The sequence below is a fragment of the Ignavibacteria bacterium genome, from assembly GCA_016707005.1.
GTDB lineage: Bacteria > Bacteroidota > Ignavibacteria > Kapaibacteriales > Kapaibacteriaceae > UBA10438.
Genome location: JADJIQ010000001.1, coordinates 529,240 through 542,240 on the forward strand (window position 1 = coordinate 529,240; position 13,001 = coordinate 542,240).

Annotated in this window: 9 protein-coding genes and 1 pseudogene; 8 read left to right on the forward strand and 2 right to left on the reverse strand. The window is 52.3% G+C overall.

Annotated features, from left to right (window positions below):
- Positions 1–53: 53 nt before the first annotated feature.
- Together IPI29_02305 and IPI29_02310 are read right to left on the reverse strand one after the other, a co-directional pair.
- Positions 54–1,469, reverse strand: a complete 1,416-nt coding sequence (locus tag IPI29_02305; protein MBK7411368.1) for a serine hydroxymethyltransferase — start codon at positions 1,467–1,469, stop codon at positions 54–56.
- 62 nt (positions 1,470–1,531) lie between these two features.
- A complete protein-coding gene (locus IPI29_02310; GenBank protein ID MBK7411369.1) occupies positions 1,532–2,464 on the reverse strand; it encodes a hypothetical protein in 933 nt (310 codons plus the stop codon).
- Between the two features lie 105 nt (positions 2,465–2,569).
- On the opposite strand from IPI29_02310, the pseudogene IPI29_02315 reads away from it, so the two are divergent.
- The 8 genes and pseudogenes from IPI29_02315 to IPI29_02350 all read left to right on the forward strand — a co-directional run bounded on the left by IPI29_02315 (position 2,570) and on the right by IPI29_02350 (position 12,992).
- Positions 2,570–4,620: pseudogene (locus IPI29_02315) on the forward strand (pyruvate dehydrogenase).
- Positions 4,617–6,620: an ATP-dependent helicase gene (locus tag IPI29_02320; protein ID MBK7411370.1), complete on the forward strand. Its 2,004-nt coding sequence runs from the start codon at positions 4,617–4,619 to the stop codon at positions 6,618–6,620. The pseudogene IPI29_02315 and the gene IPI29_02320 overlap by 4 nt, the downstream one beginning before the upstream one ends.
- A 165-nt stretch (positions 6,621–6,785) precedes the next feature.
- Positions 6,786–7,892 carry a hypothetical protein gene (locus tag IPI29_02325; GenBank protein MBK7411371.1) on the forward strand — a complete coding sequence of 369 codons (1,107 nt, stop codon included), beginning with the start codon at positions 6,786–6,788 and terminating at the stop codon, positions 7,890–7,892.
- A gap of 36 nt (positions 7,893–7,928) precedes the next feature.
- Positions 7,929–9,140: a T9SS type A sorting domain-containing protein gene (locus IPI29_02330; protein ID MBK7411372.1), complete on the forward strand. Its 1,212-nt coding sequence runs from the start codon at positions 7,929–7,931 to the stop codon at positions 9,138–9,140.
- Positions 9,141–9,146: 6 nt separating this feature from the next.
- A complete protein-coding gene (locus IPI29_02335) occupies positions 9,147–9,674 on the forward strand; it encodes an HAD-IIIA family hydrolase (protein ID MBK7411373.1) in 528 nt (175 codons plus the stop codon).
- Between the two features lie 160 nt (positions 9,675–9,834).
- Positions 9,835–11,169 carry a TolC family protein gene (locus IPI29_02340; GenBank protein MBK7411374.1) on the forward strand — a complete coding sequence of 445 codons (1,335 nt, stop codon included), beginning with the start codon at positions 9,835–9,837 and terminating at the stop codon, positions 11,167–11,169.
- 10 nt (positions 11,170–11,179) lie between these two features.
- Positions 11,180–11,836: a TetR/AcrR family transcriptional regulator gene (locus tag IPI29_02345; GenBank protein ID MBK7411375.1), complete on the forward strand. Its 657-nt coding sequence runs from the start codon at positions 11,180–11,182 to the stop codon at positions 11,834–11,836.
- A gap of 40 nt (positions 11,837–11,876) precedes the next feature.
- Positions 11,877–12,992, forward strand: coding sequence for an efflux RND transporter periplasmic adaptor subunit (locus tag IPI29_02350; protein ID MBK7411376.1), 1,116 nt, complete (start codon positions 11,877–11,879; stop codon positions 12,990–12,992).
- The last annotated feature ends 9 nt before the right edge of the window (positions 12,993–13,001 follow it).

The window sequence follows — 13,001 nt, forward strand, 5'->3', positions numbered from 1 at the left end:
AACTGGAAGTGCTTGTTGAGTATGGCGTGCGAGTATTGCCGTAACCCGTACGATCAGGAGCCTTTTACAGCCCCCTTCACTTCATCGACAACACTTTCAATGACGTTCTCAACGGTATCGATCGCTGAGTCGATTGTTTCACCGAGGCGTTTGCCGATCTCGTCAGGAGAATTGTTCAGCGATGGGTAGAGAGGGAATTGACGGCAGAAGTGTTTCACGTCGTCCTTAACGGCGGTATACACATCTTCCTTGCCAAAGTTGGTCACAACGCGATCAATGAGTCGGGCAATGTGACGCATATCGTCTTCATTCATTCCGCGGCTTGTCATAGCTGCAGCACCGAGACGAATGCCGCTAGTTACAAGCGGTGGTTGAGTGTCATACGGAACCGCATTCTTGTTGCAGGTGATGCCTGCAGCATCGAGAGCGTTCTCTGCTTGCTTGCCAGTGACACCTTTGTTTCGAAGATCGATGAGCATGAGGTGGTTATCAGTTCCGCCCGACACCACACCATAGTCCATCTTCATCATCTCGTCAGCCATTGCTGAGGCATTACGGATGACCTGCTTTGTGTACTCGTCAAAGGAATCGGTAAGGCATTCACCAAATGCAACGGCCTTCGCAGCGATCACGTGCATGAGCGGTCCGCCCTGAATACCCGGCATTACCATCGAATCAAGGAGTTCACCCATCAGCTTCGTACGTCCGCTCTTCGGAGCAACCTTGCCGAACGGATTCTCGTAGTTCTTGCCCATGATGATCATGCCACCACGCGGACCGCGCAGGGTCTTATGCGTTGTGGACGTCACAATATCACAATAGGGAACGGGGCTCATCAGTCGCCCCTTTGCGATGAGTCCGGCAGGGTGTGCGATATCTGCGAACAGAAACGCCCCGACCTTATCGGCGATCTCCCGAAACTTTGCGAAATCGATCTCGCGCGAATAGGCACTTGCACCAACAGTGATAAGCTTTGGCTTGTGCTGCTTTGCCAGGTCTTCAACAACATTGTAATCGATACGACCCGTTTCTTTATCGAGTCCGTATCCGACGAAGTTGTAGAACATGCCCGAGAAGTTCACCGGAGATCCGTGCGTGAGGTGTCCGCCGTGTGACAGATCCATTCCCAACACGGTATCACCCGGCTTGAGATACGTAAAGTACACAGCCATGTTGGCACCAGAACCCGAGTGTGGCTGCACATTGGCATACTCTGCACCGAAGAGCGTCTTGAGCCTATCAATAGCGATGTTCTCCGCCACATCCACCCATTCACACCCACCGTAGTAGCGCTTGCCAGGATACCCCTCGGCATACTTGTTGGTGAGGATGCTCCCTTGTGCTTCCATCACGCTAAGGGATGTGAAGTTCTCGCTCGCAATGAGTTCGATCTTATCACGCTGACGTTCATACTCGCCTTGCACTGCGTGATAGAGTTCCGGGTCTGTTGCTTTGACGTGAGGATACATGTGTGTTGGTGACTGATGACTAATTACTAATGACGAATGACTAATTACCAATGACGTCCCGATTAACGGATAACAGCCATTGGAAGCACGACATACTCTGTGGAGGTGCGAGCACGCAGGGTGTAGGCGCCGGTTGAGAGCATAGAGCTGGTGATGGTAGTGACCGGTGACGTGAGAGCGCTGATCGAAGAAAGTTCGATCATTGCACCGGACGTGCTGACAGCCTCGATCACAACAGATCGGCCGATCCAGGACGTAGGAAGATTGACCAGTGCATTGTCGCGGACTGGGTTCGGCGCGATGAACACAGAAGGATCATTGACCTCAGAGACGGTAGCAATGATCTGTTCGCCACAGAGGGTCTGACCGGTAACAGAGTGCACGAGGCAAACGAATGGTTGCTCTACTCCGCCACCACCCGTTACGTCAGCCCAGTTGAGAACCCAAAATGGAGTACCGGCTGGGAAGCCGAGTGCATCTTCCGTTGACGTGGTCAGTACGGTTACTCCCGGTTGACTGTCTGGGTGTGCAGTGCGGAAACGTTGGTACTCACTATTTCCTCCAAGAGCAGTAGCAAGCGCTGCCCCCTCAACATAGGTGGCGGGAAGTGGGATGGTGCTGACACCGTCGATAGGAACTTCCGGAGCGCCTCCACCAGCGAGGGACGTCGGATCTTGGCACGAAACAAGGAGTCTCACCATTGGCACAGCGGCAACAGTATCTTGGGCACTGGCTATAAAGACGTAGTACCACAAGCGGGCCTTACCCGTGGATGCATCCATGCCAATATCGATATTGTCCGTACCCAGTGGTACGGTTACACCGGCATTCATGAGTGCCACGAGACGAGGATTGTTCGCGGTTCCACCAACTGCCGCCTTTGCTTCATTGAGGCAGTCCTTGGGGGCAAATGGGGAGAGAAGGTTGCCGAGCTGGGCCGAGGCAACAACCTGGGCAGCGACGGCAACAAGGAGCAAGAGTAGAATACGCATCATGAAGTCCTATCAATTGGTGTTCTCCGAAAATACACTCATTTCTGCCTTCAAAACCCCATGGTCGGCGTAGTTTTGCAAGCTGTTCCCGCAATCTACTAGAGAAGCATGACCAAGAACGAATGGATGGAAGTGGCGCGTACGGTTATCGCATCGCGTCTGATCGATACGATCGAAGAAACGGAACTTGCCCCCTCGGGAAAAGTGACGTATCAATTCTCGGCCAAAGGACATGAGCTTGCTCAGGTGATCTTGGGTCAAGCCTTGAGACATGGCCACGACGGCGCAACGGTGTATTACCGTTCCCGGCCGTTCGTCATCGCAGCCGGTATGACCTATGAAGAGTCATTCGCCGGACCGTTGGCACTGAGTGGGAGCCGAAGTGGCGGCCGTGATATCGGTGTTGTCCACCATCTTCCAAACACGCGAGGCGTAACAGTGTTGCCTGCTTCGGGCGATGTTGGTGCGCAATACACACCGTGTGTTGGTTGGGCCCAGGCCATTACCTACCGTACGCGCGTTATGAAGGACGAGTCGTGGACGGGTGCTGTTGCCGTGGCCATGGGCGGAGACGGATCAACGGCTACGAATGGGTTCTGGGCGGCACTCAACATTGCGACCACCGTAAAGTTGCCGATGATCTTCTTCATCGAAGACAACCAGTACGGTATCAGCGTACCGGGAACATTCCAGACCCCGGGCGGAAACATCGCCGATAACCTTGCCGCATTCAAGAACCTGCGCATTGTTGAGGTTGATGGTACAAGTCCGGAAGAAGCAGACCGACTCATCACAAAGACAATCGAACACGTACGACAGTCACAGAGTCCTGCTCTGCTTCGCGTTCGGGTTCCGCGCATTTGCGGACATAGCGGTGCGGACAACCAGTCGTATAAAACGCAGGAACAGAAGGATGAAGAACTCTCTCGCGACCCCATCGTGAAACTCAAGGAGTTCTTTGAACGCAAGAAATATTTGGACAACGATGGTTGGCTGACCTTTGTGGCAGAGGTAGAGTCATCCGTCCGGGCGGCCTGCGCGAGGCGGCTCTTGCACAACCGCAACCGACACCAGAAGATTCACTCACGAAGTCATTCTTTGACGGCACAACCCCACGTCATGGTGGAATGATGGCCGATGGTGTAGAGCCCCCTTCATCGAGTGGTGAAAAAGTAGAAGATGGTCCACGCGTCAATCTCATCGAAGCGGTCAAGCGCACGTTGGATAATGAGCTCCGTCACAACGAACGTATCGTGGTCTTCGGTGAAGATGTTGGAGTGAAAGGGGGCGTCCATGGCGCAACCGTCGACCTTCAGATCAAACACGGAGCGGATCGCGTCTTTGATACGTCTCTCAGTGAGGAGGGGATCATCGGACGTGCGGTTGGTATGGCCATGGCCGGACTTGTTCCTGTGCCGGAGATCCAGTTCCGGAAGTATCTCGACCCGGCAACGGAACAGATCAACGATGCCGGTACGATCAGATGGCGCACCAATGGAGACTTTGCAGCCCCGATGGTGGTTCGCATTCCCGTCGGGTTTTCAAAGCGTACCGGGGACCCATGGCATAGCGTGAGTGGAGAATCGATCTTTGCCCACACGATCGGTTGGCGTGTTGCTATGCCGTCCAACGCTCAGGATGCTGTTGGCCTTCTCAGGACCGCATTGCGTGGTAATGACCCAACCTTCTTCCTCGAACATCGAGCTATACAAGACACAGCTCCGGGACGTGGTATCTATCCCGGAGACGACTATCTCGTGCCCTTCGGTGTTGCGAACATCATTCGTCCCGGAACGCGAGCAACTGTTGTTGCCTGGGGCGAAATGGTTCATCGTGCAAAATCCGCCGTTGAACTCCTTGGCGAAGACATAGAGATCATTGACCTCCGCACCATCGTTCCGTGGGATCGTGAGACCGTTGTAAACTCCGTACGCCGCACAAACAGATGTATGGTCCTTCATGAAGACACCATCACATGTGGATTCGGTGCAGAGATCGCATCAACCATCACTTCAGACTGTTTCCAATATCTCGATGCACCGGTCATCCGCCTTGCGCCGCCAGACATTCCCATCCCGTACAACAAGGGCATGATGGATGCGGTGATCCCAACAGTGGAACGTGTTGCTACCGAATTGCGGGAATTGTTGGCGTTTTGAAAAAACTGATCCTCAAAAAGGCCGAGGTATCATCAACGGGGCGGGCGTATCGCATTCCGTATGAGCAGGTGTTAAATCCTGCGCAATACGCAGCGGTGATGCATACAAATGGTCCGGCCTTGGTGTTAGCTGGTGCAGGGACAGGGAAGACGAGAACGCTGACGTACCGAGTTGCGCGTTTGGTCGAAGATGGTGTGGAACCCTCATCGATCCTATTGTTGACCTTCACACGCAAGGCAGCGGCAGAGATGCTGCGCAGATCTACAGCCTTACTTGATGGTCGATGTGAGAGGGTAGCGGGTGGAACGTTTCACTCGTTCGCATTTTCTGTGCTACGTCGGTTTGGACTGCATGGTCAAGAAGATCACCAACGCTCAAACGATCAGCGGTCAGTAACGTCGGTCATGGACCAAGCCGACGCAGAAGACGTGATGAATATGGTGCGCGGTCGCTTCGATGTAGCGAAACTCAAGAAACGGTTTCCCCAAAAGGGAACGCTCTACACGATGTACAGCACATCGGTCAACACGGGTGCACCGCTCCAAGACGTCATTCTCGAAGATCACCCGCAGTTCGTGGAAGAGACCGCGCGGATCTCTGAAGTGATCCGAGGATACAACGAGTATAAACGAGCCAACGGTTTGTTCGACTACGATGATCTCTTGCTCTACCTCCTTGCGATGACAAAGCACGAAGAGGTAGGACCGATCCTGCGTCGACAGTTTCGCTTCGTTATGGTCGATGAATATCAGGACACGAACCGTCTCCAACATTCCATCATACTCGGCCTCTCGGGTACTAATGGCAATGTGATGGTCGTAGGCGATGATGCACAGAGCATCTATTCATTCCGTGGAGCAGATGTGCGCAACATCCACGGCGTGCCTGATTCATTTGAGAATTGCACGGTGATCCGACTCGAACACAACTATCGATCCACACAGCCCATCTTGGACGTGTGCAACAGCATCCTACGGGATGCACCGAATATGTTTGAGAAGGAACTGTTCAGCGATACAAAGGACGGCGAACAACCGATGTTGATCTCTGCCACGAATGAACGTCAACAGTCTTCATTCGTTATGCAACAGATCCTCGAACTGCGGGAGAATAGTACGCCCCTTTCAGAGATCGCTGTGTTGTTTCGCAGTGGATTTCTCTCCTTTGATCTCGAGATCGAACTCGGTAAGGCCAATATCCCATTTCGAAAATTCGGTGGAATGCGATTTGCCGAAGCAGCACATGTGAAGGATCTCCTCGCGCGTGTTCGGCTGACAGAGAACCCGCGTGATGTGATCTCATGGTACCGTGTGCTCCTGCAGATCCCGGGTATTGGTCAGAAGACCGCTCAGACGGTGATCGATGCCATGCAAGCTGAGCCCGACCCACTGTCGAGACCGGAAAATTCGTGGGGATCCACCGGTAAGGGGGCTTCTGCACTCGCCGATGTATCGTCAATGTTGGCAAAGGCTCGTATGATCCAAGATCCGTTGGAACGCATGCGCACCATTGCGGACTCCTATCGACCTACGTTGGAGAAGGTATATGACGATCATCCGAAGCGTTGGAAGGACATTGAAACGGTGGTTGGTATCGGCGGACGGTATACCACGGTTGAAGAGTTCCTCGCAGATATCGCCCTTGACCCGCCAACAGATTCACTCGATGAGATCGACCCGGATGATCATGAAGATGAGTTTGTGACCTTGTCCACTATTCACTCTGCAAAGGGGCTTGAGTGGAATTCCGTATTTCTCATCTGGGTCAATGAAGGAAGACTGCCTTCGGCCCGCAGCGCTGAGAGCGAAGAAACACTCGAAGAAGAACGTCGATTGCTCTACGTGGCCTGTACCAGAGCCAAGGAACGGCTGTATCTCACGTATCCGGCCGTGATGCTCGAATGGCAAAATTCGGACGTTCTGGGTCGGCCAAGTAGATTCCTCGATGGGATATCTGCAGAACAGTTTCCGAAGTTTTACCTCTCTGAAGAGGGGAAATGATACCGTAATGTTGAGCACCGATGTCAAAAGGGGATTGTAACGGTGCATCTACTTCTCATACGCGCGTGCTTCGTCCTGCTGGTCGCTCTACACCTTGGAGCGATTGGAGGTTCCGCGCAAAAGATCTGCGATGCAGTCTCCATTGGACACATCCCTCTTACGCAGATGACCAGTGAAACGTGGAATGGTGTTCTGGGCGGACTCTATCCGGGTGGGTCCAATCTTCGCCCCTTTGAACATGACCAACTTCTTCAGGAACACTCACTGGACGTAAAAGCATGTCGCCCCAACGGCATGATCGATAACGTAGATGGTAAGATCGTTGTTTTGGGTATCGGAGCGTCTAACGCCTGGTCAGCCTTTAACAGTATGGAGCTTCTTTCTTCTACGGATACGTTGCGAAATCGATCTGTACGTTTTCTCAATGTGGCACAACGTGGACTCGGCTTACAGAACGTAGCTTCAGTCGCGAGTGAATACTGGACGGAAGTTGCAAGCGCTGTGACCTCCGGCGGCTATTCATCTGCACAGGTCCAGGTTGCTTGGGTGATGTTGGATGATTCCGAGAATACTGACACGGTCTTTCCCCGTGCTGCACAAGATCTTGCCGATCAACTATACGAGTTGTGTAAGACCGTCAAGGTGAAGTTCCCATCGGTGAAATTCATCTATCTATCAAGCCGACCTTACTCGGGCTACATCGATCCAACAGAGACAACTCTTGGTATGGGGCTTGTGGCTCCCCGCGACTACATCCATGGCTGGGCCGTGAAGCTGCTCATTGAACGTCAGATCAATGAGCGCGATGGATATGCATTCAGTGGTATGCATGCTAGTCTGCCGGCCTTGGTCTGGTCTTCCTATCTCTGGGCCGATGGTACTACTGCCAATAGTAATGGACTCTCCTGGGAGTGCTCTGATTTTGAATCAGATGGGTATTCTCTCACTGTTTCTGGAAGTGTAAAAGCTGGCCGCTCCCTTCATGCGAGTTTTGCCCAGGATCAGCTTTCAAAGGGATGGTTCACAAGTCCAACAGCCGTTAGCGTAGAAGAGGTCGATAGTGAAAGAAGGAAGGTGGTCTTCATTGGTACGGATGGATCACTTCGGATCACAGCCACAGATGGAGACGTGGTCGTGATGAATCTTCAAGGGAAGATCATGCTATCGGTTCCGCATTCACCGAATGAGATCAACATTGCCACAACGTCATGGCCTTCCGGAGTCTACGTAGTTCGAAGTGGACCTGTAACAGAAATGATCACGATCCGCTAGTAACCGAGTTGGCACTCTTGGGTTCTCGTTGACGTTATGAGAACTCACCTACTCCTCTTCGTAATCCTTGCAAGCGTTCAATTGACGATCGCGCAGAAGGATTGTTCACGGCCGCCACTAGGGCGACTGCCGGTGTCCGATATGACGAACTCCACGTGGAATGGGATACGTGGAGGACTCTATCCTGATGGGCGCAATGATCTGCCCCCTGACAAGATAGGGGCCTACAGGTCGATGATCGATGCCATCGTTCCGTTGTCAAACAATGGCACATCGGATCCAAGCACTGGGAAGATCGTCATGATCGGTGTTGGCGCGTCCAATCCGCGCACAGAGTTTAACGCCTTCATTGCAAAGGCAACGTCCGATCCAACAGTCAACACACACCTTATCCTTGCAAATACCTGTGTTGGAGGTCAAGGAGTACAGAAGATGAATCAACCTTCTGATTCATACTGGAAGAACGCAGCAAAGGTTCTCGATTCTCTGGGATGTTCCGCACAGCAAGTGCAGTTGGCGTGGGTGGAGACCGACAACACACAAGATGCCGATACAACGTTTCCGGGGGCGGCGCAAGGACTCGCCGATCAACTCTACACACTCTGCGCTACGATGCGATCCTTCTATCCCAACCTTAAGGTTATCTACTTCTCTTCTCGGTCGTATGCAGGGTACATCGATCCGGCCGCAGCTCTTGCAGGTAAGGGGCTCCTCTCTCCAAGAGATCATCTCAATGGCTGGGCCATCAAGTTCCTTATCGAACGTCAGATCACTGGTACTGCGGAATATGAATTCATTGGGGAGTCACCGGTGTTGCCGGCACTCATGTGGTGTACCGACAATTGGGCCGATGGTCTCACGCCAAAGCATGACGGACTGTTCTGGCATTGTGATGATTTCTCCGGCGACGGATTACATCTCTCGCCGCTTGGGGAAGAGAAGTCCGGCGCGCGGATCCATTCGTTCTTCTCCACCAACGAGCTAGCGCAAGGTTGGTATCATGGCACGTCAACAACGTCGGTCAACGATCAACCTTCTGCGGATAGGCAGTACACAAACTTCATCGTTGGACCCACACTTACCCTGGAGAGTTCTATCTCCTCACATGCAACCATCTATTCTCTCCATGGTGAAGCAGTGTGGTCTGAGGTCGTAGATGGAGTGGTTCAGATTCCAACCGACAGTTTCCCGTCGGGACTCTATCTTGTGCGCATTGGAGAACGAACCTTTACCTTCCTTCGCCCCTGAGTCCACATGGCATCCGGCAAAGCCCTTTTCCTAGATCGAGACGGTGTGATCAATCGCAGGATCATGGGCGGGTACGTACGCACTCCATCGGAATTCGTACTCCTGGAAGCAATTCTCCCGCTTCTCCGCTTTGCACGTTCGAAGGGATATCTCCTGATCCTCATCAGCAATCAGCAGGGTGTTGGGAAGGGGCTTATGTCCACCCACGACCTCGATGTGATCCATACCTATATGCAAGACCTCCTCGCCGCCCAGCTCGACGGTAGGGGGCTTGATGATATCCGCGTATGCACAGACCTCGATTCCGCCCAAAGTACACGTCGTAAACCAGCGCCAGGCATGCTCTTAGAGGCGATCTACGAATTCGATCTTGCCCCTTCCCAGTGTTGGTTTTTGGGCGATGCCTCCACAGACGCACAAGCCGGTAGGGCTGCGGGCGTCAAAACCGCATTGATCGGTCAATTCCTGCCCACAGAGGCAGATGTTATCATCCCGGACCATAGCGGGATCCAGGCCCTGGCCGACCTCCTCTAAAGATATCGCTACGGCATTTGCAACAATTCTTGGGTGGGTACGTACACACGCCCCAGAACTGACCATTTGCTTAATGGCTGACTAGTGGTCATTTTTGTGACCGTTGTTCAGAAAATCATCTTACCGTCATACCCGTACGACGACCGAAAGGGAACTCTCCATGAAGGCACCTATTAGCATCTACCTAGTCATCGCAGTGTTGGGCAGCATGTTTGCCTCTGCGACGACGCGGCCGCTAAGCCTGGACGAGGCGATAGAGATCGCACTCCGTCAAAACAAAAACGTTGCCATCGCTAAACTCGGCGTACAAAAAGCCGATGCTCAGGTGACTGAAGCGATCGGCAATGCACTTCCGGCGCTGAACATCAATGCCGGGTATAACTACAACATTCAGTTGCCGGTGTTCTTCTTTCCGGACCAATCGGGGAATGTAACACCCGTACGATTTGGCCTTCCGAATGCCTACAATGTGAATGCACAGTTACAGCAGATCTTGTTCAACAGTGCTGTTTTCACAGGGATCGGTGCTTCTCGCATTTACTCGGATGCTGCAAAGGCCCAACTCGACGCTGTAGTTGCTGAAGTCGTTACCGAAACGAAGAAGAGGTACTATCAAGCCCTCGCTGCTCGTGCCTTTGTTGGTGTGGCAACGGCAACATTGAACAATGCTCTCGAAACACAGAAGACGATCACCGCTCTGTTCAATGAAGGGCTCGTAGCGGAGTTCGACAAGATCCGTTCGGATGTAGCCGTTGCGAATATTCAGCCAACCGTGACTGATGCTCAAGCGGGTCAGTACAACGCTCTGGCAGCGCTTCAGACCTTCTTGGTGATCGACCTCACGGACACGATCATCCTCTCGAGAGATGGATGGTTGGAACCTGAAGCTGCCCCGGCAGAAGACTCCGCTCTTGTTCGAGCCATCAGAGAGAACTACGAGCTGAAGGCTCTTGCACTGCAGGTTGAAGTATCGAAAGAATTCGTAGACATCTATCGATCAGATTACTTCCCAACGCTTTCGGCCTTTGGTCAATGGCAGAATCAAGGGCAGAGTGAAACATTCTCTGCGTGGAACACTGCAACAAGCACGGTGGTGGGACTCAACTTCTCGCTCAACCTCTTCAATGGTTTCCGCACATCAGCCAAGGTAGAACAAGCCAATGTGGAGTATCTCACTGCCCAGCAGAGATACCAGCAGATAAGCGATCTCATCAAGCTTCAAGTACGCACGATCGTCAACCAGATCAGATCTGCCAAGCTGCGGATCGATGCCCAGAAGACGACCGTTGCTCAGGCTCAACGCGGTTTCGACATCTCCAAGATCCGGTATACCGAGGGCACGGGAAGTCTCCTGGAGATCAACGATGCTGAAACGGCACTTGCCAGAGCGCAAGTGAATGAGATCAGCGCTCTCTTGGACTACTACGTGACGCGTGCCGAATACGAACGTGCAACGGGTCTCGTCGACGAGAAGTACCGTCGTATGGTACGCTAAGGAGACAAGCATGGGTATACGTGAACGCAAAGAGCGCGAAAAGGAACAGAGACGTATCGACATCCTCGATTCAGCTCGTCAAGCCTTTCTTAAACATGGGCTTGAGCAGACATCGATGGACAGGATCGCTCAAGAAGCGGAATTGGCCAAGGGTACATTGTATCTCTACTTCAAAAACCGAGACGAACTCTTGATGGCCTTGATCGCCGATGATTTTGACCGTCTCATCGAAATGCTTGAAACAGTTGTGAAGGGCGATACAGATCCGGAGAAGAAGCTCTTAGCATCGATCAGCACATTCAGCGAGTTCTCAAAAGGAAATGAGTTCTTCTATCAAGTGATGACACAATTCAACATTCGTTCGCTGATCCAACACGATGGTGATAGTGAGCCGGTCTGTCACTTCAGAACAGTGAATCAGCGGATGATGGAATTGTTGACGTCAGTTGTTCAAGAAGGCGTGGACAGGAAGGTCTTCTTCATCGATCAACCGGTACAGGAGATCGTTGTCCAGCTCATCATTTCGCTCAAAGGGGCTATGGTCATTCTTCGGAATAACATGCTACCTCCGGAGTGGTTAACACGTGATGTTGAAGAGCTGCTCCACAGTATTGCCTGTCTCATGATCAGGGGGCTGAAGTCGAAGGAGCCCCTTTCAACTACCTAGAAATTGAAGTAACACAAAACACCACGATTTGGGAAACACCATGACGTTCCGCACAATATCATCCATCGTCCTCATAGGCATCGTTACGATGGCCTGTTCTAAGGACACCGACAAGCCGCTCGAGCAGCAACTCGATTCTCTCCGAACCGAGAAGGCAAAGATCGAAGAGAAGATCACTGAACTTCAGAAAAAACTTGGTAAGGTCAACACGCCATTGGCAGCTCAGCCGGTGACAACCATTACTGCCGCAATGCAGTCTTTTGCACACGTACTTGATGCCAAGGGAACGGTTGACTCTCGTTCTTCTCTGCAGATCACACCCCAAATGGCAGGGCGTATCGTTCGTGTGAATGTTGTGAATGGCGAAGCTATCTCCAAAGGACAACTATTGGTTGAACTTGATGCGGAGATCGTTCGCAAGGGGATCGAAGAAGTAAAGACGCAACTTGACTTTGCTGTTACGATGTTCGAAAAGCAGAAGAGGATCTATGATCAGAAAGCCGGAAGCGAGGTTCAGTACCTCTCGGCTAAGAATCAAAAGGAATCTCTGGAGCGTCGATTGGAGTCGCTCAATGAACAGCTTGCAATGTCGAGAGTTGTTGCACCAACGAGTGGGTTCGCAGACAATGTGGTTGCCAAGGTAGGGGAGAATGTTGCTCCCGGAATGCCCCTTCTCACCGTGGTTAACACATCGGACATGCGTGTTGTTGTGGATCTCGCTGAGTCGTTCATCGGAACCGTAACTACGGGTGATCCGGTGACGATCCAGTATCAGGAGATCTCTGACTCAATGAAAACGAAGATCAACGTAGTGGCAAAGTCGGTCAACCCTGTTAGCCGCACCTTCCGCGTTGAGATACCTGTCCGTCCGGTACCACCGAACCTTCGTCCGAACACTACCTGTCGCGTATTGATCAACGATGTAACCGTTGCATCTACTATCGTCATGCCGCTCACTGCAGTCCTGCATGATAACATCGGTTCCTATGTCTACATCGTGGACGATAAGAGCACTGCGCGCCGACGTGAAGTGCAAACCGGTCTCACTTCCGGTGGGAATGTACAGATCGTGATGGGTCTTTCGGTAGGGGAGAACGTCATTGTTCGTGGAGCAGTGGACGTAGCAGACGGTCAAATTGTTCGCACAGTGAAGTAACCTAAGCAC